Annotated in this window: 22 protein-coding genes and 1 pseudogene; 13 read left to right on the plus strand and 10 right to left on the minus strand. The window is 62.7% G+C overall.

Going from position 1 to position 24981, the window contains the following annotated elements:
• The first annotated feature begins 30 nt into the window (after nucleotides 1-30).
• A complete protein-coding gene (locus tag ACKUG4_RS06150; RefSeq protein ID WP_445433652.1) occupies nucleotides 31-501 on the plus strand; it encodes an A24 family peptidase in 471 nt (156 codons plus the stop codon).
• A 126-nt stretch (nucleotides 502-627) separates the two neighbouring features.
• Entirely contained in the window at nucleotides 628-1404 is a 777-nt protein-coding gene (locus ACKUG4_RS06155) for a response regulator transcription factor (protein ID WP_085611236.1), read from the plus strand.
• 22 nt (nucleotides 1405-1426) lie between these two features.
• Here ACKUG4_RS06155 and ACKUG4_RS06160 read toward each other — a convergent pair whose 3' ends face one another.
• A complete protein-coding gene (locus tag ACKUG4_RS06160) occupies nucleotides 1427-1834 on the minus strand; it encodes a response regulator (RefSeq protein ID WP_007958451.1) in 408 nt (135 codons plus the stop codon).
• A gap of 77 nt (nucleotides 1835-1911) precedes the next feature.
• Nucleotides 1912-2118, minus strand: a complete 207-nt coding sequence (locus tag ACKUG4_RS06165) for a Flp family type IVb pilin (RefSeq protein ID WP_039772511.1) — start codon at nucleotides 2116-2118, stop codon at nucleotides 1912-1914.
• 340 nt (nucleotides 2119-2458) lie between these two features.
• Here ACKUG4_RS06165 and cpaB point away from each other — a divergent pair, with 340 nt between their 5' ends.
• From cpaB to ACKUG4_RS06205, 8 genes are read left to right on the plus strand one after another with little or no spacing between them, the layout of a single operon-like run.
• Nucleotides 2459-3400, plus strand: a complete 942-nt coding sequence (gene cpaB / locus ACKUG4_RS06170) for a Flp pilus assembly protein CpaB (RefSeq protein ID WP_445433653.1) — start codon at nucleotides 2459-2461, stop codon at nucleotides 3398-3400.
• A 20-nt stretch (nucleotides 3401-3420) separates the two neighbouring features.
• Nucleotides 3421-4644, plus strand: coding sequence for a type II and III secretion system protein family protein (locus ACKUG4_RS06175; protein WP_445433654.1), 1224 nt, complete (start codon nucleotides 3421-3423; stop codon nucleotides 4642-4644).
• A complete protein-coding gene (locus ACKUG4_RS06180) occupies nucleotides 4641-5831 on the plus strand; it encodes a CpaE/TadZ family protein (protein WP_445433655.1) in 1191 nt (396 codons plus the stop codon). Before ACKUG4_RS06175 ends, ACKUG4_RS06180 begins: the two co-directional genes overlap by 4 nt.
• Nucleotides 5828-7096, plus strand: a complete 1269-nt coding sequence (locus ACKUG4_RS06185) for a TadA family conjugal transfer-associated ATPase (RefSeq protein ID WP_445433656.1) — start codon at nucleotides 5828-5830, stop codon at nucleotides 7094-7096. The genes ACKUG4_RS06180 and ACKUG4_RS06185 overlap by 4 nt, the downstream gene beginning before the upstream one ends.
• A gap of 18 nt (nucleotides 7097-7114) precedes the next feature.
• Nucleotides 7115-7999 carry a type II secretion system F family protein gene (locus ACKUG4_RS06190; RefSeq protein WP_085648134.1) on the plus strand — a complete coding sequence of 295 codons (885 nt, stop codon included), beginning with the start codon at nucleotides 7115-7117 and terminating at the stop codon, nucleotides 7997-7999.
• Nucleotide 8000: 1 nt separating this feature from the next.
• Nucleotides 8001-8885 (plus strand): type II secretion system F family protein, encoded by an 885-nt coding sequence (locus tag ACKUG4_RS06195; RefSeq protein WP_039772493.1) that lies wholly within the window; start codon nucleotides 8001-8003, stop codon nucleotides 8883-8885.
• Between the two features lie 28 nt (nucleotides 8886-8913).
• The gene (locus ACKUG4_RS06200) at nucleotides 8914-9633 is read left to right on the plus strand and encodes a tetratricopeptide repeat protein (protein ID WP_445433657.1); all 720 of its coding nucleotides are present in this window, start codon (nucleotides 8914-8916) and stop codon (nucleotides 9631-9633) included.
• Nucleotides 9634-9649: 16 nt separating this feature from the next.
• The gene (locus ACKUG4_RS06205; protein WP_039772498.1) at nucleotides 9650-9922 is read left to right on the plus strand and encodes a DUF3613 domain-containing protein; all 273 of its coding nucleotides are present in this window, start codon (nucleotides 9650-9652) and stop codon (nucleotides 9920-9922) included.
• Between the two features lie 37 nt (nucleotides 9923-9959).
• On the opposite strand, the gene ACKUG4_RS06210 is transcribed toward ACKUG4_RS06205, so the two are convergent.
• From ACKUG4_RS06210 to ACKUG4_RS06225, 4 genes are all read right to left on the minus strand, one after another.
• A complete protein-coding gene (locus tag ACKUG4_RS06210; RefSeq protein ID WP_445433658.1) occupies nucleotides 9960-11630 on the minus strand; it encodes a ShlB/FhaC/HecB family hemolysin secretion/activation protein in 1671 nt (556 codons plus the stop codon).
• Nucleotides 11631-11764: 134 nt separating this feature from the next.
• Entirely contained in the window at nucleotides 11765-13318 is a 1554-nt protein-coding gene (locus ACKUG4_RS06215) for a collagen-like triple helix repeat-containing protein (protein WP_445433659.1), read from the minus strand.
• Nucleotides 13319-13624: 306 nt separating this feature from the next.
• On the minus strand, nucleotides 13625-14479 hold the full coding sequence (locus ACKUG4_RS06220) for a MaoC family dehydratase (RefSeq protein WP_445433660.1): 855 nt from the start codon (nucleotides 14477-14479) through the stop codon (nucleotides 13625-13627).
• Nucleotides 14480-14481: 2 nt separating this feature from the next.
• Nucleotides 14482-15834, minus strand: coding sequence for a 3-oxoacyl-ACP reductase (locus tag ACKUG4_RS06225; RefSeq protein ID WP_445433661.1), 1353 nt, complete (start codon nucleotides 15832-15834; stop codon nucleotides 14482-14484).
• 177 nt (nucleotides 15835-16011) lie between these two features.
• Here ACKUG4_RS06225 and ACKUG4_RS06230 point away from each other — a divergent pair, with 177 nt between their 5' ends.
• Entirely contained in the window at nucleotides 16012-17289 is a 1278-nt protein-coding gene (locus ACKUG4_RS06230; protein WP_445433662.1) for an acetyl-CoA C-acetyltransferase, read from the plus strand.
• A gap of 231 nt (nucleotides 17290-17520) precedes the next feature.
• Here the strand turns inward: ACKUG4_RS06230 and ACKUG4_RS06235 are convergent, their stop codons facing one another.
• Together ACKUG4_RS06235 and ACKUG4_RS06240 are read right to left on the minus strand one after the other, a co-directional pair.
• Complete coding sequence (locus ACKUG4_RS06235; protein WP_371850984.1) at nucleotides 17521-18288, minus strand: methyl-accepting chemotaxis protein; 768 nt, start codon at nucleotides 18286-18288, stop codon at nucleotides 17521-17523.
• A 90-nt stretch (nucleotides 18289-18378) separates the two neighbouring features.
• Nucleotides 18379-19467, minus strand: a pseudogene (locus ACKUG4_RS06240) (cache domain-containing protein); the annotation flags it as partial.
• Between the two features lie 441 nt (nucleotides 19468-19908).
• Here ACKUG4_RS06240 and ACKUG4_RS06245 point away from each other — a divergent pair.
• Entirely contained in the window at nucleotides 19909-20805 is an 897-nt protein-coding gene (locus ACKUG4_RS06245) for a PA4780 family RIO1-like protein kinase (RefSeq protein WP_011332300.1), read from the plus strand.
• A gap of 56 nt (nucleotides 20806-20861) precedes the next feature.
• Nucleotides 20862-22079 carry an MFS transporter gene (locus tag ACKUG4_RS06250; protein WP_445433663.1) on the plus strand — a complete coding sequence of 406 codons (1218 nt, stop codon included), beginning with the start codon at nucleotides 20862-20864 and terminating at the stop codon, nucleotides 22077-22079.
• Here ACKUG4_RS06250 and cueR read toward each other — a convergent pair.
• Together cueR and ACKUG4_RS06260 are read right to left on the minus strand one after the other, a co-directional pair.
• Nucleotides 22033-22446, minus strand: coding sequence for a Cu(I)-responsive transcriptional regulator (cueR, locus tag ACKUG4_RS06255; protein ID WP_007958485.1), 414 nt, complete (start codon nucleotides 22444-22446; stop codon nucleotides 22033-22035). The two genes, ACKUG4_RS06250 and cueR, sit on opposite strands and share 47 nt — an antisense overlap.
• Entirely contained in the window at nucleotides 22443-24836 is a 2394-nt protein-coding gene (locus tag ACKUG4_RS06260) for a heavy metal translocating P-type ATPase (protein WP_445433664.1), read from the minus strand. The genes cueR and ACKUG4_RS06260 overlap by 4 nt, the downstream gene beginning before the upstream one ends.
• Nucleotides 24837-24981: the final 145 nt, after the last annotated feature.

The following is a 24981-nucleotide window of genomic DNA, read 5'->3' on the forward strand; positions in this document are numbered from 1 at the left end:
CATTCAGCAAAAACGGACGGTTTTTACCGGATGCAAAGCCTTGTCCTTCTGATCTGGTTGACAGCGTGCGCGGCTCAGGATGCCCGGCAACGACGAATTGCCAACGTTTTGACCCTGGGTGTCGGGACTCTCGCGCTGGTCTATCTGCTGTCTTTCGGTACCACCTGGATGGGCGCCGAAGCCGGGCAGGGAGGCTGGGCCTGTGTCGTGGCCCTGGCATTCACGTTGCCCGGGTATTTCATGGGCCGAATGGGCGCCGGTGATGTGAAACTAATGACAGCTCTTGGTCTTGCGACGGACGGCGTCTCGCTGCTCGGGATTTTTATCGGCGCCGGTGCGGCGAGCCTGATCTGGATGCTGCTTGCGCCAAGAGTCTGGCTGCATATGAGTCAAGGGCTTAGGCACCGTCTTAGGTATATGGCGCCATCCGTGTCAAAAAAGCTGCCATTTGCGCCGTTCGTGCTGATCGGATTTTTGCTTGCACTACCTTGGATCCATTAGTCGCCAAGCGCCACTAGTCTTATGTACATAGTCGGAAAGTGGGTCTACCTTCAAAGTAACGAGTTATACAGCCAGCGGCTGACAGTACAGGAATGGTCAGTTTTTGGCCCGGGCATGGAGTGGCACGTGAACAAGCTTACATCTGCGGTAAAAGTCATCGTTGTCGATGATCAGCCTCTGATCGTCGAAGAACTCTGCGAATTTCTCGAGAGCAGCGGCTATCGTTGTGTGCCGTGCGAGTCCAGCAAAGAGGCGATCGAGCGTTTTTCGGACGACACCGCGATCGGCCTGGTGCTGTGCGATCTGCACATGCCGGACATGGACGGCATTCAACTGGTGCAGGAACTGCAACGGCTGGCCGGCAAACACCGGGCGTTCGAAGCCATCATGCTCACCGGCCGCGCTGACAAGCAGGACGTGATCAAGGCCTTGCGCGCCGGGATTGCCGACTACTACCAGAAACCGGTCAATCTGGATGAATTGCTCGAAGGCCTGCAACGCCAGGAAGCGGTGCTGCAGGAGCGGCAGAAAACCCTGCAACTGGGCCATCTGAATCAAAAACTTCAGGACCTGTCGTCGTCCATCGATGATCTTTATCAGGATCTGGACAAGGTGCGTCGCGCGCCGGCGCCCGTCAGTGATGAGGCGCACCGTGAGGCCGGTGAGCTGGAAATCCCGGCGATCTTCAATCAGCTGTCGCCACGGCAACTGGACGTGGCGCGCCTGGTGGGCAAGGGGCAGACCAACTATCAGATTGCCTGTGAGCTGGGCATCACCGAAAACACGGTGAAGCTTTACGTTTCTCAAGTGCTACGCCTGACCCACATGCACAACCGCACGCAGTTGGCGCTGGCGTTATCGCCGGGCAATTCCGGTTTGCGCCAGCGGGTAACCGCACACTGAGACAGACTGCCGGGTAACCCATTTACCCGGCATTCACTTTCGGCTTGGGAAACAGATTGTCCAGGGTCTCCAGCAGCCGCACGTGATAGATCGGCTTGCGGAACAGGTCCAGCACCTGCAACCGCAGCATGTCGCTCACATCCTCCATGTCCGCGTGCCCCGACGTCACGATCACCGGCAGATGCTGGCGCGAGGTGTGTTCGCGCAGGCGCTTGATCAGCGACATGCCGCTTTCCTCCGGCATGCGCAGATCGGTGATCACCAGAGCGATATCGGGATGGCGGGTCAGGTGATGCAGGGCGAGTTTGACCGAGGTGGCGGTATGACAGACGAAGCCTTCGCCTTCCAGCAACTCCGCCAGCTCCAGCAACGCGTCCTCTTCGTCGTCAACCAGAAGCAACTGTTGGCGTGGGGAAGAAGACACGTTCATGGGCAGTACCTGAAAGCTGAATGGTAGATCGAGTGTAGCCCGACATCAGCAAGGTGCTGGCGCAACCGTGCTGTGGATTATGGCGTTGGCCGGGTTTGCGTCGTGCCGCCCAGTGACACCAGAACGTTGTTGAAGATCGCCAGCATCCGATCACCCAGCGGAGTGACGAAAACGACCACCACCACGGCGACCATGGCCACGACGATGGCGTATTCAATTGCCGAAGCCCCGTCCTCATGTTTGTAGAGCAGCAAAGCTCTGGCCATTAAATAATCAACGATCATTCGAAACATATGCCCACTCCTTTGCGCACCTGGCGCCGATGTCACAGCAGCGGCAAAGCGTTCGCCGTGCCATTTGAGCATTGTCAACAAAGCCCCACCCAACAACTGTAAGAACGGATTAGTCATAAAGGATTAGTCGCTTCGTCACGCCCGGAATTTCGACTGCTGATTGGGCCAACACCCATACTTTCGTGGGTTATTTGTCTGTCAGTAATGGCGTTTTGTCTTGTTTCAGCTAGCGTGGAAATAGCGAAATAGTTGGATGTTCATAGCTGCCTGATTGCGATGTCCCTTGGTAGGAAGTGCGGGCTGGTAGTGCAGCAGGAAAGGGAGAGCCGTCATGAACAGTCGTGTGACCATGGGCCTTGCAACGGTGCTTTTACTGGGGGCCATCGTTGTCGGATATTGGGGCCTGATGCTCAGCCGGCAGCCCGCTCCGGTTGCCGAGGCTCCCGCGCCTGCGGTGGTCACCGTCGAAAAAACCGTCGCAGCTGCCGAAGACCAGACCCGCCAGCCGGTCGTGGTGCTGGTGCGTGACGTCCCTCCATTCACTCCTCTTACTGCGGCCGACCTGGCCGTTGAAAAGCTGCTCAGCGCCCCCGCCGGCAGCCTCGGTACCCTCGAACAGGCCGTGGGCCGCACACCGTGGCGACACCTGAGCGCCGGCACTTGGCTCAACGAAGAAAGCTTCGAGGCCGGCGGCACACTGGCGCGCATGATCCACAGTGACGAGCGCGCGCTCGCGGTGTCGGTCGATGAAGTGATCGGCGCGGCCGGGCAGTTGATTCCCGGGGATTACGTCGACGTGCTGTTGTTCCTGCGCCAGGACGCCAGTAACCCGCAACAGTCGGCACAGATTGTGGTGCCGGCCATGCGTGTGCTCGGCGTCGGCGAACAATACGGCCTGACCAACGACGGTCAACCGTCCGCTCCTGCAATGAGTGCCGACGACAAGATCAAACAGGACCAGCGCCGGCTCACCGCGCGCACCGTGGTGCTGGCGGTGCCTGAACAGTTGTTGAGTCGAATGATGCTCGCCACCCAGGTCGGGACGTTGCGCCTGGCCGTGCGCAGCAGCGAAGAACAGCGCCTGGCCAGGTATTGGGCCGGCGAACGTCAGGCGCCGGACAAACTGGTGGCCGCCAACAGCCAACTCTTCCAGTTCACTCAGTTGGCGCTGGGGACCGCGCCGAAAACCGCGCCCGGCAGCGACCACAGCGGTGCGATACGGCCCGCGGTGGAAGTGATTCGCGGCAATCAGACCAACCCACAAAACCCATGACTGAGCAAGGATCCAAGTGCATGCAGAGTCGTTCCTGGCCGACCTTCAATCCCGTGCTCCGGGCCTTGCTGCTGATGGGACTGTCAATCAATGCCGCGCAGGCGGCCACCGGCAACTGCGCGGCCCTCGGGCGCTTGCCGCCAGTGATCGAAATCAACGAAGGCTGGCAGCAGGACATGCAATCACCGGTGGCGATCACGCGCCTGGCCATCGGCGATCCGAAAATCGCCGACGTGCATGCCAATGGCAATTCGTCGTTCCTGCTCACCGCCGTAGCGCCTGGCGCCACCAGTCTGATGGTCTGGACCGGCTGCTCCAGCGAGCCGCGCCAGAGTATGGTGTTCGTCAAGGGCGCCGCCACCTCGGCCCTCACCAACACCGGTGCGCTGCCGTCGGATGATGCGCTGTTGCCCTCGCAGGTACAGACTGACATTCGTTTTGTCGAAGTCAGCCGCACCAAACTCAAACAGGCCTCCGCTTCGCTGATCGGCACCCGCGGCAATTTCCTGTTCGGTTCCCCCGGCACGTTGCCGCCCATCGACGGTGTCCCGCAACCGCGACTGCCCGTGGACAACTCGCTGTTCAACTTCTCGTGGATCGGCGGCAAGACCATGGCGATCATCAATGCCCTCGAGGGCAGCGGCTTCGCCTATACCCTGGCGCGGCCAAGCCTGGTGGCTCTCAACGGGCAGAGTGCGAGTTTCCTCGCAGGCGGGCAGATTCCGGTTCCGGTGCCCAGTTCCGGCAGCGATAACGTGTCGATCGAATACAAGGAATTCGGCATCCGCCTGACCCTGACGCCCACCATCATCAGCCACGATCGCATCGCCTTGAAAGTGGCGCCGGAAGTCAGCGAACTGGATTTCAGCAACGCGGTGAACATCGCCGGCACCACCGTACCGGCCCTGACCATCCGCCGCACCGACACCAGCATTTCCCTCGCCGATGGCGAGAGTTTTGTCATCAGCGGTCTGATCAGTACCAGCAACACTTCCCAGGTCGACAAGTTTCCGGGGCTGGGCGATATCCCGGTGCTCGGGGCTTTTTTCAAGAGCTCGCAGATCAAGCGCGAAGAGCGTGAGCTGCTGATGATCGTCACCCCGCACCTGGTGCGTCCGCTCTCGGCGGAGGCGCAACTGCCGTCGTTGCCGGGTGAAAAACTGCGCAACTACGACCCGAATTTCTACCGCATGTTTTTCCTGGAAAACGGTAACTTCGATAAGCGCAGCGGGTTGTCCCAATGAGCCAGAGCCTGAGTCAGACCTTCCTCGCCATCACCCGCAACAACACCGATCTGGAGTGGCTGCAAAGCGCGCTTGCGCCGTTGGGCCAGGTGGTCAGTGCCGGTGGCGGCAGCCTCGACGAATTGCTCGCGCTGGTGGACGTCACCTTCGCCAGCCTGGTGTTCGTCGGCCTCGACCGGGAGCACGTGGTGGCCCAGAGCGCGCTGATCGAAGGCGCGCTGGAGGCCAAGCCGATGCTGGCGATCGTTGCCCTTGGCGACGGCATGGACAACCAGCTTGTACTCAATGCGATGCGCGCCGGGGCCCGGGATTTCGTCGCCTATGGTTCGCGTTCCAGCGAAGTGGCCGGGCTGGTGCGGCGCTTGAGCAAACGCCTGCCGCCGGTGACCCACAACGCGCAACTGGGTGGCCTGACGGTGTTGTACGGCGTACAGAGCAGTTCCGACGGTGCGCTGCTGGCCAACCATATGGCACTGGTGGTGCAAAAGAGCGGGCAGCAGACGCTGCTGCTGGATCTCGGGCTGCCCCGTGGCGACAGCCTGGCGTTGCTGGGGCTGGAGAGTTCGTTTCACTTCGGCGATGCCTTGCGCCACCTGCGCAGGCTCGACGCCACGTTGATCGACAGCGCGTTCACCAGCGCCGAAGCGGGGCTGCGGATTCTGGCGTACGCCGACAATGACGGACCACTGGAAAGCACCAGCGCCGCCGAGCTGTTCATGTTGCTCAGCGCCTTGCGCCAGCACTTCCAGCACATCGTCGTGAACCTCACCGGTCAGCCTGACAGCGAAGCCCTGCGGACCTTTGTCAGCCATTGCGACAAGCTGATCTGGTACACCGACCAGAGCGTGCTCGATTGCCGGCGCAATCTGGCGGTGTTCAATCTGTGGCGGGAAAAAGGCATGAAGCTCGATCACGGGCGGCTGCTGGTCGACCGCTATCTGAGCAACGTTGCGCCGGATGCGGACACCCTCGGCAAGACCTTCAACCTGGAAGTGATCGCCGTGCTGGCCTTGAGCCCGGAGCTGCGCATGAACGCCAAGAATCAGGGCGTCAGCCTGTTCGAACTGGCGCCCCGGGAGAAACTCACCCAGAGCCTGCGAGTACTCGGCGAACGGCTGGCCAAGCGCTCCGAAGGTCTGGCCAAACCCAAAGTCACCTGGTTCGACCGGTTGCGAGGCACCTCATGAGCCCGGAAAAACTTTTCGGTGCACCGGCGCGGGGCCAGTCGGGCAACACCGACCACGAAGGCCTGAAACTGGTGCTGCATCGCTACATTATCGATGCCCTCGAGGAGTCCGGGAAAAACCTGCTGGAAGGCTCGCGGCAGTTGCTGGCGCAATTTGTCACCGACAAGGTCGCCGAATACATCGCCCGTCTGCACCTGGCGATTTCCCGTTACGAGATGGAGCGGCTGGGGGAAGAAATCGTCGATGAGCTGACCGGCTTCGGTCCGCTGGAAGTCTTGCTGCGCGACAGCGCCGTCACCGAAATCCTGGTCAACGGCCCGCATCGGGTGTTCGTCGAGCGTGACGGGGTACTGCATCAGAGTGACCTGCGCTTTATCGATGCGCACCACGTCGAACGGGTCATGCAGCGCATTCTCGCGCCACTCGGTCGGCGGCTGGACGAGTCTTCGCCGATGGTCGATGCGCGCCTGCCCGACGGCAGCCGCGTCAACGCGATCATCCCGCCGATCGCCCTCGACGGCCCGTGCCTGTCGATTCGAAAATTCCGCAAGGACATGCTCAAGAGCAGCGACCTGATTGCGATGCAGACCATCGACCTGCCGATTTTCGAGTGTTTCCAGGAGGCCGTGGGCAAGCGCTGCAATATCCTGATCAGCGGCGGCACGGGCACCGGCAAGACCACGCTGCTGAACATTCTCAGCCAATTGATCAACCCCCACGAACGGCTGGTAACCATCGAAGACGTTGCCGAACTGCAACTCGGCCATCCCCACGTGGTGCGTCTGGAAACCCGCCCGCCGAATGCCGAGGGCCATGGCGAGGTCAAGGCCAGCGACCTGATTCGCAACGCTCTGCGGATGCGTCCGGACCGGATCATTCTCGGCGAGATCCGTGGCGTTGAAGTGCTCGACGTGCTGACAGCGATGAACACCGGTCACGACGGCTCGATGAGCACGGTCCACGCCAACAACGCCCAGGATGCGTTGCTGCGCCTGGAAACCCTGGTCGGCCTGACCGGGCGCTCCGTGGCCGAACGCACCCTGCGGCAGATGATCTGTGCGGCGCTCGACGTGATCATTCAGTTGACCCGCATGCCTGACGGCCGGCGCTGTGTCAGTGAAGTGGTGGAAGTGGTCGGTGTGCGCGAAGACGTGTATGTCACCAACACCCTGTTTCGTCTGGATCGACGCACCGGGTTCGGCTTCCTGCGCGAGGCGGTCAATCCGGCCGGCGACAAGTTGCGGCGCGAGTCGAGTCTGGGCTGAACGCATGGAGCCTTCGTCATGATCGGACCGGTGATCCTGATTGTCCTTTGCCTGTTGCTGCTGGGGTTGTCGATTCGCCTGTTCCTGCAGGGCGTGCGCAAGACTGCCAACGAACGGGTGCTCTCTCGCCTCGCCGCCGGACAACCGCAAGCAGTCGCAGAAAAATCCTCGTGGTCCGGTCTGGAGCGGATGTTCCTGCGGGCAGGCCTCGGCCGGCCGAGCGAGCGATTCGGGCTTTGGCTGTCGTTGTGGGTCGTGGGCATGATGCTGGGTTATCTGCTGGCCGACTGGATTGGCCTGTTGCTGCTGATACTGGCGCCGCCGCTGATTTTGCGGCTGTACATCGCGTGGCGGTATCGGCGCCGGCTCAATCGGATGATCGAACAGTTGCCGCAACTGCTCGACCACACCGTGCGTAGTCTCAAGTCCGGCCGGACCCTGAGCGATGCAGTAATGGGCGGCATCGAAACCAGTGAGGACCCGTTGAAAGCCGCGATGGGCCGGGTGCAGCGCAACGTGCAGCTGGGGGTGAATCTGCCGGACGCGGTCAGCGATTTCGCCGAGCTCTACGAGCAGGACGAACTGCGCATGTTCGCCCTGGGCCTGAAGGTCAACCATCGCTACGGCGGCAACGCCAGCGAGTTGCTGGAGAACCTGATCAAACTGATTCGCGAACGTGACCAGGGTGCCCGGCAACTGCGCGCGCTGACCGGCGAAACGCGGATGACCGCGTGGGTACTCGGATCGCTGCCGGTGATCCTGGTCAGTTACTTCATGCTGACCAATCCCGGCTACATGCTCGGCATGTGGAACGACTCCGGCGGTCGGACCATGCTGATTGTCGCGGTGGTGTTGCAGGTCTCCGGTTGCCTGGCGCTGTGGCGCATGTTGAGGAGTGTCTGACATGCTGATGCTGGCCAGTCTCATGCTGTTGCTCGGGGCGTTGTTGCTGGTCGGCAACCACCTGCTGACCGAGCGGCGTCGAGTGCGTCAGGTCAACCAGCGTCTGCAGGGGCATCTGGTGCGCGAGAACCGTTTCGGCAACTGGCTGCGGGCACTGGGCAGCAGTCGGTTCGGTCAGCGCTCGGTGAGCATCGACAGTGAAACCCAGACCCTGCTCAGCCGGCTCGGTTGGCGCCGGGCCAGCGAGCGCTCGCTGTTTGCCGCCTGCCAGATCGGCACGCCGCTGCTGACGCTGGGGCTGGGCGTGTTTCTGAAAGAGGTGTTTTTCCCCCTCGCACCCAACGGCTGGCTGGTGCCGATGATCGCCACCGGCGTTGGCTATCTGCTGCCCAAACGTCTACTGGCGTATGCCGCTGCCCGGCGGCAGAAAATCATTGCGGTGGAAGTGTCGACGTTCATTCCGCTGCTGCGGATCCTGTTCGAGTCCGGCATGGCCGTCGAGCAGGCCCTGCGTGTACTCAGCAGCGAGGGGCAAAAACTGCTGCCGGAATTGACCGGCGAACTGCGTCTGATCCTGGCCCGTGTCGACTCGGGCCTGGAACTCGGACAAGAGTTGAACAAGGCGGCCGCGATGCTGGCGGTGGATGAGTTCACCGACACCTGCGTGATCCTGCAACAACTGATTCAGCAGGGCGGCGGCGCGATGAAATCGTTGCTGACGCTCAAGCAACTGCTGGATGACCGACGCCTGACACGCTTGCAGGAATACATCTCGAAGATGTCGGCAAAGATGTCGGTGGTCATGATGCTGCTGCTTTTTCCGGCCTTGCTGATCGTTTTGGCGGGCCCCGGTTTTACCGCAATCACCCGGGCGTTTGCGTCCTGACAATGACAATGGCGATGGAGAGCGATTGATGAAAGCACTGATGGTCATGGCTAGCCTGTTGCTGCTCGGCGGTTGCGCAACCGACGGTCAGGCACCGTGGACGACGATGCTGGCGCCGGCCAGCTGCAGCAAGTTGAGCTCCGAACAGGAGCTGTCGCTGAACCTCGCCGATGATCTGGTCTACGACGGCAAGCTGCACGCCAGCCTGGCCAATCTGCAGGGTCTGCCCGACAACCTCGTCGAGGTGCGGCTGCGCAAGGCCAAGGTCTATCGCCTGCTGGGTCGCAGTGAAGCGGAGCCGTTGTATCGCAGTCTGCTGGGCACATGCCTGAACGCCGACGCCGAACATGGCCTGGGCCAGTTGTACGCCGCCCGTGGTGACAACGGCCAGGCGCAGGCCCACCTGCAACGGGCGGCGCGTCTGGCGCCGACCAATGAAAACATCCGCAATGATCTGGGCGTGGTGTACCTCAATCAGCTGCGGCTCGAGGACGCTCGTTTCGAGTTCCTGACCGCCATCGAGCTGAAGCAGAACAATCAGTTGGCGACGCTGAATCTGGTGACCCTGCTGCTCTACCAGAACAACTGGCAGCAAGCCGCCGAAGTGGTCAGCCGCGCGCACCTGACCCCGGAGCAGTTCAGCGATGCCCAGGCGCGTGCGGAGAAACTCAAGTCGCCGGTCAGAGCCAGACCCGTCGCTGGCAATCAGGTCGCGGTGGCGATTGATGCGCAACCGGCGATCAAGTGAGCCTCAAGGAGATGCCATGAACACGTTCAAGACCCTGTGTTGCCTGAGCCTGTTGAGTCTGCCGCTCGGCGCGCTGGCCATCGACGCCGGCCCGGCCTCGGCCCAGCAGCAGGAAACCGAAGGCTGGCTGTTGCTGCAAAGCCGCAACAAGGCCGCGTCCCCCGATCCGCAGGCGGCCACGGCCACCGAGCGTGAGCTGGCGATGCAGCGCTGGTTGAAGAAGTACAAATATGAAATCCCCGATTTCTACGACCCGGATGCCGGGGGCAAGATCGAAACGAATAACTAGCTCGTCGCAGGCAACCGGCGTTGCCTGCGACGGCGGTCTATAGCTGATAACTGAAACTGATGCTGTAACGCGGCCGGCGGTTGAACGTATCCAGCGCTTCATCCGACATCGCCTTGGCGGCTTCCAGGGCGATGTTGTAGTACTTCGCATCGCCGAATCTCAGGCCGACCGCCGCCGATGACAGGTTGTTGGCCTGTACCGGCAATTCATTGAACCAGCTGCGCGAGCGATCGAGCACGAAGTACGGTTGCAGGATGCGCACCCAGTTGCCGTCGCGGTTGAAGCTGTAGTTGATTTCGTAAGCCACACCCCAGCCCTTGTCGCCGGACGCCTGATCATCGGGATAACCACGGCCGAAATTCTGCCCGCCGAACACCGCGCGCTCGCTGTCGGGCAGGGTGTCGTCGCTCCAGTACAACGCGGCTGACAGTACGCCTTGCCAGTTATCGAGGAATTTGTCGCTTTGCACCCCCGACAGACGCACCCGGAAAAAATCGAGGTCGATGGCGCTGTTGTTGGTGTGCGCGCCCAGGCTGTCGAAGCCCTGGTACACGCCGCCGCTGAGAATGCGCAGTTGCCGGGCATCGGCCTTGCGCCAGTCGCTTTCGAAGGCGAGGGCGCGGATGTCGGTGCGTTCTTCGACGCTCAGCGGGTAGCCGATCACGTTGTAGCGGGTCTTGTCGTTGACGGCGTACAGGCGCGATCCAGCGGTCAGCAGTTCATCCGAGGCGGCAATCAGCGGCAGGCTGAAGCCGAGCGAGTAACGGTCGTTTTCACGGTGCGGCTTGAGTTCCAGTCCGTTGTTCAGCACTACGTTGGTGCCGGGATCGGCCCGGTAGCGTGAGGCCGACAGGCTCAGTTGCGCACCTTCGTCGTTGATGAATTGGTTGTAGTCCAGCCGGTAGTAACGCTCGTGATCATCTCCCGGTGGAAACAGGCCGCTGAGGCTCAGCTGTTCGCCCATCGAGGTTTGTGAATTGCTGCTGATACCGAGCAGGGCCTGAGTGCCGTTGCGGTTGTCTTCGGTGGTGCTCAGGGTGCTGGTGAACGGTTTGCGGCTGGCCTGGGCCACCAGCGTGGTTGCACCATCGGTGGTGCCGGGTGGCGGCACCTGGGCCTGGATCGTCACGCCGGGAATGCGGGTCATCAGTGTGGTGTAGCGCTCGAACGTCTTGCGTGTGAGAGGGCGCTCAGCCTGAAGCTTGGCCGCCAGTCGCTCGAGCAGGGCTTTGACCCGCCCGACGTCGCCCGCGATCTGCACGTCCCGCACGTAGCCTTCCACCAGCACGACGCGCGCCACGCCGTCGTCGAAGTTCTGTTGTGGCAGGAAGGCGTAGGACAGCAAATAACCGTCCTGCTGGTAGCGACGGGTGATGTTGCGGGTGGCTTCGATCAGGTCGGCAAGGCTGCTCTCGCGACCGATCAGGGGCTTGTAGATTTCTGCCAGTTCGTTCAACGGGTAGAGCGTGCCGCCTTCGATCTGCACGGTCCTGAGGTTGATCTTCGTGCCCATCAACAACGGCTGCGCGGCGGTGGCGCCGGGCTCCGGCACTTGCAGCGGCGCGGCGTTCGGCCGGTAGGCGTCGGCGGGCAGGTTCGGCACCGGCAGGTTGCGGATGGTTTCGTTGCTGTTAAGAAAGCTGGGCAGGGTGTCGGCGAGGGTTGTGCAACTGAGACTGAGAAACAGCAGGGATGCCATAACGCGCATAGGACACTCCATGTTCAAACCCCAGCACCGGGCGGGTTTTCTCCTAAGAAAAAAGCGGAAGACTCGTGGGAATCTTCCGCCCTCAACCAAGCGTAGGCGCTGTAGGTTCGGCCGTCGAATCGGCCAGGTGCAATTCAGCGTTTGTTGCCGCCCAGGGCGCCGGTAAGACCTCCGAGGACGCCACCCAGTCCGCCGCCAGTCCCGGTGGCGGTGCCACCGTTGACCAGTCCGCCGACCGCAGTGACCGTATTGCCCACCGTGGTGACGGTGTTGCCGACCGCCGTCACTACAGGGTTGCTGTTGGTGCTGGCAATCGTGTTGCCGAGATTGCCGACGGCACCGCCGACCTGACCGGTGAGACCGGCGACCGGAGTGCCGAGCCCGGTGGCGGCGCCGACATTCTGGGTCAGGCTGGTGACCGCCGTGGTGACTGGCGCAAGTCCGGCACCCACGTTGTTGCCCAGGGTTGCCAGGGGAGTGGTCGGGCTGGTGATCGGCGAGCCCGAACCGCCGAGCACGGTGTTGAGCGATGCCACGGTGTTACCGGCCGCCGCCAGCACGCCACCGGGTGCGGCGAGAGTGCCATTGCCGCTGCTCAAGCCGGCGCCGACGTTGACCACGGCGCCGCCGACGGTTTGCAGCAAGCCATTGCTGCCCAGACCGCCACCGACGCCTGTTCCCGAACCGGTGCCGTTGTCCACCAGCCCACCGGCCTTGCCGACGGCAGTGCCGACATTGCTCAGGGCGCCGCCGACGGTGTTGGTCAGAGCGTTGCCGTTGCCGGCGACAGTGACCTTGTCACCCACGCCGTCCACCGTGCTGCCGACCTTCTGGACCAAACCGTTCAACGGCGCGCCCAGTCCTGTAGCCGTACCGAGTTTGTCCGTGGTGCTTTCGACCATGGCAATCACCGGCACCAGTTTGCTGCCGACTTCTTTGGTCACCGAGCCGAGCGGGCCGGTGGTGGTGGCGGTGCTGAGGGTGTCGCCGAGCATGGTGACCTTTTCGCCGACTCCGTTGAGCACTGGGGCGACCTTGGTTACCACACCGCCGACCACGGGAACGCTGCCCGTGGCAGTAGCCAGTTTGCCGCTCAGGTCGGACACGCCGTTGCCCACATCCTGCACCACGCCGCCGACCGCCGAAGCGGTGACGCCCAGACCATTGTCGGTGGTCGCCAGTTTGCCGATGCCGTTGGCTACGCCGTCACCCAGCGTGGTCACAACGTTGCCGGCGGTTTTGGCGGCGCTTTGCACCACGCCGCCAACGACAGGCACGCCGCTCAGGGAGTCACCGACCTGGCCGACGCCATCGCCGACGCCGCTGACGGTATTACCGACGTCCTGCACCAGGGTGGTCGTCACCAGCGAAGGGGTCGTGGGATTGGTCGGGTTCGTCGGGTCCGTCGGATTGGTGGGATTGGTCGGATTGGTCGGATCCGTTGTCCCTCCCGTTCCGCCAGTGCCACCGGTACCGCCAGTGCCGCCAGTGCCCGCGGTGTCTCCGGTTCCACCCGTGCCACCGGTGCCGCCAGTACCTGCAGTCGAGCTGTCGGGGGAAGAACTGCCGGAACTGCTGTGATGACCGCCGCCGCCACTGCTGCAACCGGCCAGACCGAGGGAGAGAATGAGGGCCAGTGCCGTTGCCGATTTGCACCATGCCGCCTGAGCTTTCATCTGAGTTTTCATGAGCGTTATTCCTTGCACCTGTCACAACGTTTGTTGTTTTCGATGGCCCGCCGATTCTGTTGCCGGCAGTGCCTTCGTCCGTTGTGCTCATATCAATCGCAAGGCCGGATCCACGCCATTCTCAAGTTGGTATTAACGCCTTTATGCAGGGGGATGCGAGTGCTGCCTAACGACTAATACCGAGGATATAGGCGCGCAAAAAAAAGCCTTGAAAATCAAGGCTGGGTTTCGGCGAGGGATGTTTGTGCGGCGCGGGAAAACTTAAGTGATATATACACAATTGAGCAGGTTTTCCCGGCCTCGATGTCAGGCTACCGGCTGCCAGTTGCCCACCATGTGCTCCAGTTCCCCGGCGCCGATCAGGCGCAACTCACCGCTGGAACCGGCAGCGCTGGCGAACAGGCTCACCTCGCTCGGCAGGCGCACCGGTTTGCGAAAATGCACGGTGACCTCAAGGTTGGCCTTGGGCAGATGATCTGCCAGCGCCGCCAGCGTGCGGGCCTTGTTCCATAACCCGTGGGCGATGGCTGTGGGGAAACCGAACAGCTTGGCACTGGCGGCGCTCAGGTGGATCGGGTTGTAGTCGCCGGAGACTTTCGCGTACTGCCGGCCGATGTCCGCCGGCGCCTTCCATTGCGCCACTTGCATCAGCGGCAGCGCCGGCTCCCAGGCCTGTTCGACTGGTTCGCCTTCAAGCTTCACGCCGCGACAGAGCATTTGGCTTTCGGCTTCCCACAACGGGCTGAGTTGATCGTCGAGGGTGGTCAGCAGATCGAAGGTCGCGCCCTTTGGATGCGGTTGCAGGTTATGCACCCGGACACTGACTTGCGCGCGACTGATCCCGCCCATTGGCCGCAATACGCGGATGCGGTTGCTCAGATGAATCAGCCCCAGCAGCGGGAACGGAAACTCCTTGGCCGTCAGCAATTGCATCTGCAGGGCGAACGCCAGGATATGCGGATAGGTCGGCGGCAGCAGACCGTCATCGGTGAAACCGCAGACCTTGCGATACGCCGCCAGACGTTTGCCATCGACCTCGACGGCGCAGCGCAGGCCGCTGGCGGGCAGGGTGGTGCCGGTGATTTTGCGTCGGGTGGCCGCCCGGGCATACAGCCCCGGCAGGCTCGGTTCGTAGTGCAGCGTTTGCCATTCGATGCTCATGCTCAGGCCCCCAGAACGCTTTGGCCGCACACCCGCAGCGCTTGCCCGGTGAACGCGCCGGTGCCCGGTTGTGCCAGCCAGGCCACGGCTTCGGCGACGTCTTGCGGCAGGCCGCCCTGGCCCAGCGAACTCATGCGCCGCCCGGCCTCGCGCAGGCCGAACGGGATGTGCGCAGTCATCTGGGTCTCGATGAATCCCGGCGCCACGGCATTGATGCTGATACCGCGCTCCAGCAGGGTCGGCGCCCAGGCCTGGGCCAGTCCGATCAGCCCGGCCTTGCTTGCCGCGTAGTTGGTCTGCCCGCGATTGCCGGCGATGCCGCTGATCGAGGCCAGCAGAATGACCCGGGCGTTATCGCGCAACGTGCCCCTGTCGAGCAGGGCTTTGGTCAGCACTTGCGGCGCGTTGAGGTTGACCGCCAGCACCGCATCCCAGAATTCCGGGGTCATGTTGGCCAAGGTCTTGTCGCGGGTAATGCCGGCGTTGTGCACCAGAATGTCGAGGCCGTCCGGCAGCTGTTCGATCAGTTGCGTAGCGGCGTCTTCGGCGCAAATGTCGAGGGTGATGGCGCGCCCGCCGAGGCGCGCGGCGAGGGCTTCCAGATCGGTTTTCGCGGGCGGCACGTCGAGCAGGATCACTTCGGCGCCGTCACGGGCCAGGGTTTCGGCGATTGAGGCGCCGATGCCCCGCGCCGCGCCGGTGACCAGTGCCTTGCGTCCGGCCAACGGGCGCGTCCAGTCGGTAACTTGAGTGGCGCAGGCCGTCAGACGGATCACTTGCCCGGAGACGAACGCGCTTTTCGGCGAGAGGAAAAACCGCAGCGGCCCTTCGAGCTGATCCTCGGCGCCTTCGCCCACGTAGATCAGTTGCAGCGTGCCGCCGCTGCGCAGTTCCTTGGCCAGCGAGCGCGAGAAGCCTTCAAGCGCTCGCTGTGCGCTGGCGGCAAACGGTTCACGCAGGGTTTCCGGGGCGCGGCCGAGAATCACCAGGTGCGCGCTGCTGTCGAGGTTCTTCATCAAAGGCTGGAAGAACTCGCGCAGCTGCTTGAGCTGGTCGGTGTGCTGCAAATCGCTGGCGTCGAACACCACGGCCTTGAGTTTCGGGCCATGGCCGGGAATCCATTGGATGGCGCTGGCCGGCTGATCGCCGTATCGATAAATGGCATCGGTCAACCGTTTGGCAAAGGCGCTGACCTGCTCGGCCAGCGGCCCACCGCCGATCAGCAGCGCACCGTCCACCGGCCGCAGGCGCCCGGCCTGCCAGCGTTCCAGCCGCACCGGCGACGGCAGGCCCAGGGCCCCGACCAGACGGTGGCCGATAGGCGAGTTGGCGAAGTCGATATAGCGGTCAGACATGGAACGCTCTCCAGAAGATGGGGTTCAAAGTGTGGACTGCGAAGGGCAATCAATCGTTCGATCCACGCAATAAGGCCTACGCTAGAACAGCAGAGTAGTTTGCCCTCGGCGCTTTTGTGGCCCGACCGGGTTTTCAGCGCTCGATTTTCAGACCGGATATTTCACAAGGAGCATTTCATGAGTCAGCTGCGCCGCGTCGCGATCATTGGTGGCAACCGCATTCCGTTCGCCCGCTCCAACGGGCCCTACGCCACCGCCAGCAATCAGGTGATGCTCACCGCCGCTCTCGAAGGCCTGATCGAACGCTACAACCTGCACGGCCAGCGCATCGGCGAAGTGGTCGCAGGGGCGGTGCTGAAATTGTCACGGGATATGAACCTGACCCGCGAATGCGTGCTCGGCTCGCGGCTGTCGCCGGCCACCCCGGCCTATGACATCCAGCAGGCCTGCGGCACCGGCCTGGAAGCGGCGCTGCTGGTGGCGAACAAGATCGCCCTCGGCCAGATCGATTGCGGCATTGCTGGCGGCGTCGACACGACGTCGGACGCGCCGATCAGCGTCAGCGAAGGCCTGCGCAAGATCCTCCTGCAAGCCAACCGCGCCAAGACCACCGGCGACAAGCTCAAGACCTTTCTGCAATTACGCCCGAAACACCTGATCCCCGACTTCCCGCGCAACGGCGAACCGCGCACCGGCCTGTCGATGGGCGAGCACTGCGAATTGATGGCGCAGACCTGGAACATCCCCCGCGAGGAACAGGATCAACTGGCTTTCGAAAGCCACCACAAACTGGCGGCGTCCTACAGCGAAGGCTGGCACAACGACCTGATGACCCCATTCCTCGGCCTGACCCGTGACAACAACCTGCGCCCGGACCTGACCCTGGAAAAACTCGCGACCCTGAAACCGGCCTTCGAGAAAAGCGCCAAAGGCACGCTGACTGCCGGCAACTCGACGCCGCTGACCGATGGCGCCTCGGTGGTGTTGCTGGGCAGCGAAGAGTGGGCGAAGGAACGTGGTCTGCCAATCCTCGCGTATCTGCGCGACGGCGAAGCGGCGGCGGTGGATTTCGTCAACGGTGCCGAAGGACTTTTGATGGCTCCGGTGTATGCGGTGCCACGCTTGCTGGCGCGCAATGGACTGACCTTGCAGGATTTCGACTACTACGAAATCCACGAGGCCTTCGCCGCGCAAGTGTTGTGCACGTTGAAGGCCTGGGAGGATCCGGACTACTGCAAGACCCGGCTCGGGCTGGACGCGCCGCTGGGCTCGATTGATCGCAGCCGCTTGAACGTCAAGGGCAGCTCACTGGCGGCGGGGCATCCGTTTGCCGCGACGGGCGGGAGGATTGTGGCGAACCTGGCGAAGTTGCTGGATGCGGCGGGGCAGGGGCGGGGGTTGATTTCGATTTGTGCGGCTGGCGGACAGGGTGTGACGGCGATCATCGAGCGCTAGAAGAGCAAAAGCTTGCCCTCACCCTAACCCTCCCGAAACGTCGGACCGCCCGGAGGGAGAGGGGACTGACCGAGGTGTCTGGCGTTATACATCGACCTGAAAGATCGGTGTCGATTATGGATTCAACAACGTTCTTTCATGTCGGCGGATTTCTAAAGCATCCCCGATTCGGCTCCCTCTCCCCCCGGGAGAGGGCTGGGGTGAGGGCGCTTTTCAGGTTGCCCGCCAATCTCAAGTACGGAACCTGCGCACCAACCCATCCAGCTCATTCGACAGCCCCGCCAGACTCTGCGAATCCAGCCGCGCCGAATTCGCCAGCTCCGCCACCAACTGCGCATCACCATGAATCTGGCTGATATGCCGATTGATGTCCTCAGCCACCTGATGCTGCTCTTCAGCGGCCGTGGCGATCTGCGTGTTCATGTCGCGAATCACATCCACCGACTCACGGATCTGACCGAAGCTTTCTCGCGCTTCGCCGATGCGTGCCACCGATTGCTGCGAAACATCGAGGCTGGCGCGCATCTGCTGAGTCACCGCGCTGGTGCGTTTGGCCAGGTTGCCCAGCAGCCCGTCGATTTCCGCCGTCGAATCCGCCGTGCGTTTGGCCAGTGCGCGAACCTCATCGGCCACCACCGCAAAACCACGACCCTGCTCACCGGCCCGCGCCGCTTCGATGGCCGCGTTGAGCGCCAGCAGGTTGGTCTGTTCGGCGATGGAGCGGATGGTGCCGAGGATCGACTGGATGTCGTTGCTGTCGCGCTCCAGTTGCTGCATCGACTGCGCCGATTGCTCCAGCTCCTGGCTCAGTTGATCGACGCTGTGCACCGCCGCATCGATCTGCTGCTGGCCTTCGCGGGCCTGGCGCTGGCCGCTGTCGGCAGACTCCGCCGCCTGGCTGCACGAGCGGGCGACTTCGTTGGCGGTGGCGACCATTTCGTGGAACGCGGTCGAGACCATGTCCACCGCTTCGCGCTGGCGTCCGGCGGCTTCGGCCATGTCGCCGGAGACCCGGGTCGAGCTCTGCGAAGTGGCGAGGATTTTTCCGGCCGCGCCACCGATATGCTGAATCAGGCTGCGGATCGCGGTGAGGAACTGGTTGAACCAGTTGGCCAGTTGCGCGGTTTCGTCGCTGCCACGGATATCGAGGCTCTTGGTCAGGTCGCCTTCGCCCTGGGCGATGCCTTCCAGACCGCTGGCCACACTGCGGATCGGCCGCACGATGAGGCTGGCGAAACTGGCGCCGACCACCGCGAAGAACACCGCCAGCACTGCAGCGATGATCGCGATCAGCCAGGTCAGTTGAGTGGCGGAACTCATCACTTCGTTCTGTTTGATCAGGCCGATAAAGGTCCAGCCCAGTTGCTCCGAGGGCCAGACGTTGGCCATGTAGCGCTCGCCGTTGAGCTCGATGTCAACCAGGCCTTTGCCGGCCTTGGCCAGTTGCGCGTAGCCGTCGCCGAGGCTGTCGAGTCGCTTGAAGTTGTGCTCCGGTTGCTTCGGATCGACCAGCACCGTGCCGGTGTTTTCCATCAGCATCAGATAACCGCTTTCGCCGAGCTTGATCTGTTTGACGATCTCGGTCAGTTGCTTGAGCGACACGTCAATGTTGACCACGCCACCCTGGGCGCCCAACTGGTTGGCGACCGCGCGCACGGTGCTGACCAGAACCGCGTCGTCGCCGGCCCAGTAATAGGCCTCGGTGCGCAGGGTCTTGCCCGGGTTGGCCATGGCCGTCTTGTACCAGGGGCGGGTGCGCGGGTCGTAGTTGGCCATCTTCGGATCGCCCGGCCAGAAGGCATAGCCGCCGCTGTTCAATCCATAGGAGACGTAGGAGTAGGCCGGGTGGGATTTGGCCAGCCCCTCGAACAGTGCAAACAGTTGCTTGTCGATCTCGCCATCGGAGGTATCGGCGGCGTTGGCGCTCATGCGGCTGCGAACGCTGCCGTCCGCGTTCTTCACCAACGGCTGCGCCGCCAGGTAATCGACGTTCTGGCTGATGCCGTCGAAAAACAGCTGCATGGCATTGCTGACCTGACGGATCTCGCGCCCGCTGCTGTCGACAAAATCGTCCCGGGCATCGCTGCGCAGGTTGAGTACCACCAGCGTGGCGACCAGCACCACGGGCAAGCAGGCGATGATTGCAAACGCCCAGGTCAACTTCTGTTTGATGTTCATCCGCGCTCCAGATTTTCTTGTAGGCCCACGCAGTGCAGATGACTCGCGGTTATTGGCAGCCGAAAAACCTATTTCTCACCCGTTTCCCTGGGTGCGACATCGAAGATTTTTTTGGAACGATTGTCGGACAAGTTCCTCTGTCTCAGAGGAATTCGGCTGATGAAGAGGGAAATTGAGGCCGGAAGAGAAAATTCTTACGAGCTGCATGCGGCGGGATGTCAGATTCTGTCGCAAATGCCCTCAAGTCCTGGCGCCTATAAATTCGCCGGCCTCGGCTATGATTCGAAGCGGTCGATAAAGAAGCGAATTGAGCCGATTTATCCGGCACAGTGTGTGCATCCACAGGTTCACAGGTCGGCAACCCCTCCCCGCGATGCGAGGATTGCCGTATAACGAGTGACATTCGCGTGTTTGGTAATAAAGGACCCACAATAAAAGCTGATGAAGACTCCAAAACGCATTGAACCCCTGATCGAGGACGGTCTGGTCGACGAAGTGCTGCGTCCACTCATGAGTGGCAAAGAAGCAGCTGTTTATGTGGTGCGCTGCGGCAATCAGTTACGTTGCGCAAAGGTCTACAAGGAGGCGAACAAACGCAGTTTCCGCCAGGCGGCCGAGTATCAGGAAGGCCGCAAGGTTCGCAACAGCCGACAGGCCCGGGCGATGGCCAAGGGTTCCAAGTTCGGGCGCAAGGAAGCCGAAGACGCCTGGCAGAACGCCGAAGTCGCGGCGCTGTTCCGCCTGGCCAACGCCGGGGTGCGGGTGCCCAAGCCGTACGACTTCCTCGAAGGCGTGCTGCTGATGGAACTGGTGGCCGATGAATACGGGGATGCCGCGCCGCGTCTGAACGACGTAGTGCTGGAGCCGGATCAGGCCCGCGAATATCACGCGTTCCTGATTTCGCAGATCGTGCTGATGTTGTGTACCGGTCTGGTGCACGGTGACCTCTCGGAGTTCAACGTGCTGCTGACGCCGACGGGGCCGGTCATCATCGACCTGCCGCAAGCGGTGGACGCGGCGGGCAACAACCATGCGTTCAGCATGCTGGAGCGTGACGTCGGCAACATGGCGTCGTACTTCGGCCGCTTCGCCCCGGAGTTGAAGAAGACCAAGTACGCCAAGGAAATGTGGGCGCTGTACGAAGCGGGTACGTTGCACCCGGCCAGCGTGCTGACCGGCGAGTTCGACGATCCCGAGGATCTGGCCGATGTCGGCGGGGTGCTGCGCGAGATCGAAGCGGCGCGTCTGGATGAGGAGCGCAAGCAAGCCATCCGTGCGGCGGACGACGAGCCCAAGGGCAAGTCCGACGAACCTCCGCCACCACCGTGGATGCAGTGAGCATCTGAAAAACAAAACCCGGCTTCGGCCGGGTTTTACACATTCAAGGATTGATTGTGACCAGCACTTCCCGCAATGCCCGGCTGATCATCACGGCGCGGCTGATCTCCGATTTCGGCGCGTTCCTCAACATGGTTGCGCTGGCCACTTATGTCTACCTGCTGAGCAACAGCGCGATGAGCGTGGGGATCTTTCTCGCCAGTCGCGTGGGCGGCGGGATTTTTGCCAGCCTGATCGGCACCGCGTTTTATCGTCGATGCAGTGGCCGCCTGCCGTTGATTACTTTCGATCTGCTGCGCGCTGCCGTGCTTGGATTGTTGCTGATCGTCCCGGTCAGCCAGCAAACGTTGTGGCTGCCGCTGATTGCGTTCGGCCTGGGCTTTGGCAATTCGATGTTCGCCATCGGCCTCAACAGTCAGTTGCCGCGCTTGATCGAGCCGGCGCAGTTGCTCAAGACCAATGCCTGGATCACATCCGCCTCGTCCATGGCGATGGTTGGCGGCAGTCTGGTGTCCGGGTTGCTGGTTGCGGGGTTTGGTTTTGAAACGGTGTTTGCGCTGAACGCGGTGACCTATCTGTTGGCGGCGGTATTGATTGCGCCGCTGCGGTTCAGTGCACCGGAGCCGGTGGCCGAATCCAGCGCTAAACAGGGTGAGTGGTCGGCATTGTTGCAAGGCCTGCGCAGTGCCCCGGTGGTGGCGGCGATGCTGGCGGTGACCATGGCCGACACCCTTGGCAGCGCTGCGCACAACGTCGGTTTTCCGATCATCTCCAAACTGCTGACGCCGGACTCGGCGAGCACCACGCTGGGCCTGATGCTCGCGGTGTGGGCCGCCGGCAAGCTGCTCGGCGCGCGGATCGCCAGTCGCCTGAACGGCTCGGAAAACGTTCATCTCGAGCGCCGCTATTTCGGTGGCGTGCTGCTGATGTCCTGCGGCTTCATCCTGATGTTCCAGCAGCACAGCGTCGTCGGCCTGTTGCTGTTTTCGCTGCCGGCCGGATTGGGTGACGGATTCTCGGAAGTCGGCCTGATGTCACGCCTGCAACGGGAGCCGGAGCCCCTGCGCCTGCCGATCTTCAGTTTCCTGACGTTGTTGCAGATGACCGGATTCGGCGTCGGCATGCTGATCGCCGCGCCGTTCTATGAGTGGTGGACGCCGGGTGCCGTGGTGCTGTTGTTCCACGGCATTCCCCTCGCCACTGTGCTGTCGATGAATGTCCTGTTGCTCAGGCGCGCGCGGGTTGCGCGCAGCAACCCGACGCCAGTTCCTTGAGGATCGGGCAGTCCGGACGATGGTCGCCGTGGCAGTGCTCGACCAGATCCTGCAGAGTGTCGCGCAGTTCGCCGAGTTCGCGGATCTTCTGATTCAGCTCGTCGATGTGTTGGCGGGCCAGGGCCTTCACATCGGCGCTGGCGCGCTGGCGATCCTGCCAGAGGGTCAGCAGCTTGCCGACTTCCTCCAGCGAGAAACCCAGGTCCCGCGAGCGCTTGATGAACGCCAGCGTATGCAGGTCATCGTCGCCGTAGACGCGATAGCCGCTGTCGGTGCGATGAGCAGCCTTGAGCAGACCGATCGACTCGTAATAACGGATCATCTTTGCGCTCAGGCCACTGTGGCGGGCCGCTTGGCCGATGTTCATCGGTTGTCCTCCAGATCCTCGGGTTTCCAGGTTTTCAACAGTAGCGCATTGCTCACCACGCTGACGCTCGACAGGGCCATAGCCGCGCCGGCCAGCACCGGATTGAGAAAGCCGAACGCCGCCAGCGGAATGCCGATCAGGTTGTAGACGAAGGCCCAGAACAGGTTCTGGCGGATCTTCGCGTAGGTCTTGCGGCTGATCTCCAGCGCGGCCGGCACCAGCCTTGGGTCGCCGCGCATCAGGGTGATGCCGGCGGCGTGCATGGCCACGTCGGTGCCGCCGCCCATGGCGATACCGATGTCGGCGGCGGCCAGCGCCGGTGCGTCGTTGATGCCGTCACCGACCATGGCCACGACCCCGGTTTTTTTCAGCTCGGCGACAGTGGCGGCTTTTTCCGCCGGCAGCACTTCGGCGTGGACATTTTCGATGCCCAGCGCTTCGGCCACCACCCGGGCGCTGCCGCGGTTGTCGCCGGTCAGCAGGTGGCTGTGGATGTGCTGGGCCGCCAGTTGTTGCACCGCATGCAGGGCGCCGGGCTTGAGGGTGTCGCCGAAGGCGAACAGACCGAGCACGCGAGGTTCCGGGCTTTGCTCGATCAGCCAGGACAGCGTGCGGCCCTCGGTTTCCCAGGCCTTGGCGGACTCGCTCAGGTCTCCGGCATTCAGACCGCTTTCTTCCAGCAAGCGCCGGTTGCCCAGCGCCAGGCGCCGGCCGTCGAGGCTGCCGGCGATGCCGCGCCCGGTCAGGGACTGGCTGTCGCTGACATCCGGCACGCTCAGATGGCGTTCGGCACAGGCGTCCAGCACCGCTTTGGCCAGCGGATGTTCGCTGCCGCGTTGCAGTGCGCCGGCCGCTGTCAGCAGGGCGTTTTCATCACCGTCGATCGCGCTGAAATGCGCGATGCGCGGCGTGCCGGAGGTCAGGGTGCCGGTCTTGTCGAACACCACGGCGCTGACTTCATGGGCACGTTCCAGTGCCTCGGCGTCCTTGATCAGAATCCCGTGGCGGGCGGCCACGCCGGTGCCGGCCATGATCGCGGTCGGTGTCGCTAGGCCGAGGGCGCAGGGGCAGGCGATCACCAGTACCGCGACGGCGTTGATCAACGCGGTTTCCAGCGGCGCGCCGTACAGCCACCAGCCGATCAGTGTAGCCAGGGCCAGCAGCAACACGGTCGGTACGAACACTTGACTGACTTTATCCACCAGTTTCTGGATCGGTGCCTTCGCGGCCTGAGCGGCCTCCACCAGACGGATGATCCGCGCCAGCACGCTTTCCGCGCCGAGCGCCGTGGTGCTCACCAGCAAGCGGCCTTCGCCGTTGATTGCACCGCCGGTGACCTTGTCGCCCGGTTGCTTGGGCACCGGCAGGCTCTCGCCGCTGATCAGTGCTTCGTCGGCGTGGCTCTGGCCCTCCAGCACTTCTCCATCCACCGGAAAGCGTTCGCCGGGTTTGACCAATACCTGATCGCCAAGACGCAGGGCGCTGATGGCGACGTCCTGTTCGCGACCATCGATGACTTGAATTGCCCGCTCCGGGCGCAACGCTTCCAGTGCGCGGATGGCGCTGGCGGTCTGGCGTTTGGCACGGCTTTCCAGGTATTTGCCGAGCAGCACCAGAGCGATGACCACCGCCGAGGCCTCGAAATACAGGTGCGGCATGCGCCCGGCGGCGGTGGCCCATTCGTAGAGACTCAAGCCATAACCGGCGCTCGTGCCCAATGCCACCAGCAAATCCATGTTGCCGGCCCCGGCGCGTACGGCTTTCCACGCCGCCAGATAAAACCGCGCACCGAAAATGAACTGCACCGGGGTCGCGAGGGCAAATTGCGCCCAGGCCGGGAGCATCCAGTGAATGCCGAACGGTTGCAGCAGCATCGGCAGCACCAGCGGCAAGGCGAGGGCGATGGCGCAGATCAGTGCCCAGCGCTCATGGTCCAGGCGCTGTTGACGATTGTCGGATTGCGGATTTTCGAGTTCGAAGAGGCTGGCCGAATAACCGGCCTTGCTCACGGCGGCGATCAGGGTTTGTGGGTCGACCGCGCCGAGCAGTTCGAGGTGGGCGCGTTCATTGGCGAGGTTGACGCTGACACTTTTCACCCCCGCAACCTTGTTCAGGGCGCGTTCGACGCGACCGACGCAGGACGCGCAGGTCATGCCGTCGATGTTCAATTCCACGGTCTGCTGCGGCACGCTGTAACCGGCGCGTTCGACTGCTTCCATCAGCGCCGGCAGGCTGTCGCCGGGGGCCTGCACCCGGGCCTTTTCGGTGGCGAGGTTGACGCTGACGGCACTGGCGCCGCTGACTTTGCTCAACGCCCGCTCGACACGGCCGGCGCAACTGGCGCAGGTCATGCCGCTGATGGGCAGATCGAAGGTGATGGAATCGGACATCGGTCGTACTCCCTGTAGAAGATGCCTACAGGATCAACCTTGCCATGCTGGCAAGGTCAAGCGCCAAAAAATTGTGGGAGCGAGCCTGCTCGCGATTGGGTAATTACAGTCAACATCGAGGTTGCCTGTATTACCGTCATCGCGA

This window comes from Candidatus Pseudomonas auctus (genome assembly GCF_048654275.1).
Classification (GTDB): domain Bacteria; phylum Pseudomonadota; class Gammaproteobacteria; order Pseudomonadales; family Pseudomonadaceae; genus Aquipseudomonas; species Aquipseudomonas pharyngis.

Bases quoted from the DNA above. Each gene is read 5' to 3' on its own strand.
- ACKUG4_RS06175 (WP_445433654.1), top strand. From the start codon at position 3,421: ATGCAGAGTCGTTCCTGGCCGACCTTCAATCCCGTGCTCCGGGCCTTG.
- ACKUG4_RS06185 (WP_445433656.1), top strand. From the start codon at position 5,828: ATGAGCCCGGAAAAACTTTTCGGTGCACCGGCGCGGGGCCAGTCGGGC.
- ACKUG4_RS06190 (WP_085648134.1), top strand. From the start codon at position 7,115: ATGATCGGACCGGTGATCCTGATTGTCCTTTGCCTGTTGCTGCTGGGG.
- cueR (WP_007958485.1), bottom strand. From the start codon at position 22,446: ATGAACATCGGCCAAGCGGCCCGCCACAGTGGCCTGAGCGCAAAGATG.
- ACKUG4_RS06180 (WP_445433655.1), top strand. From the start codon at position 4,641: ATGAGCCAGAGCCTGAGTCAGACCTTCCTCGCCATCACCCGCAACAAC.
- ACKUG4_RS06210 (WP_445433658.1), bottom strand. From the start codon at position 11,630: ATGCGCGTTATGGCATCCCTGCTGTTTCTCAGTCTCAGTTGCACAACC.
- ACKUG4_RS06200 (WP_445433657.1), top strand. From the start codon at position 8,914: ATGAAAGCACTGATGGTCATGGCTAGCCTGTTGCTGCTCGGCGGTTGC.
- ACKUG4_RS06235 (WP_371850984.1), bottom strand. From the start codon at position 18,288: ATGGCCGAAGCCGCCGGACGCCAGCGCGAAGCGGTGGACATGGTCTCG.
- ACKUG4_RS06195 (WP_039772493.1), top strand. From the start codon at position 8,001: ATGCTGATGCTGGCCAGTCTCATGCTGTTGCTCGGGGCGTTGTTGCTG.
- ACKUG4_RS06260 (WP_445433664.1), bottom strand. From the start codon at position 24,836: ATGTCCGATTCCATCACCTTCGATCTGCCCATCAGCGGCATGACCTGC.
- ACKUG4_RS06225 (WP_445433661.1), bottom strand. From the start codon at position 15,834: ATGTCTGACCGCTATATCGACTTCGCCAACTCGCCTATCGGCCACCGT.
- ACKUG4_RS06150 (WP_445433652.1), top strand. From the start codon at position 31: ATGCAAAGCCTTGTCCTTCTGATCTGGTTGACAGCGTGCGCGGCTCAG.
- cpaB (WP_445433653.1), top strand. From the start codon at position 2,459: ATGAACAGTCGTGTGACCATGGGCCTTGCAACGGTGCTTTTACTGGGG.
- ACKUG4_RS06215 (WP_445433659.1), bottom strand. From the start codon at position 13,318: ATGAAAACTCAGATGAAAGCTCAGGCGGCATGGTGCAAATCGGCAACG.
- ACKUG4_RS06230 (WP_445433662.1), top strand. From the start codon at position 16,012: ATGAGTCAGCTGCGCCGCGTCGCGATCATTGGTGGCAACCGCATTCCG.
- ACKUG4_RS06205 (WP_039772498.1), top strand. From the start codon at position 9,650: ATGAACACGTTCAAGACCCTGTGTTGCCTGAGCCTGTTGAGTCTGCCG.
- ACKUG4_RS06220 (WP_445433660.1), bottom strand. From the start codon at position 14,479: ATGAGCATCGAATGGCAAACGCTGCACTACGAACCGAGCCTGCCGGGG.
- ACKUG4_RS06165 (WP_039772511.1), bottom strand. From the start codon at position 2,118: ATGATCGTTGATTATTTAATGGCCAGAGCTTTGCTGCTCTACAAACAT.
- ACKUG4_RS06160 (WP_007958451.1), bottom strand. From the start codon at position 1,834: ATGAACGTGTCTTCTTCCCCACGCCAACAGTTGCTTCTGGTTGACGAC.
- ACKUG4_RS06245 (WP_011332300.1), top strand. From the start codon at position 19,909: ATGAAGACTCCAAAACGCATTGAACCCCTGATCGAGGACGGTCTGGTC.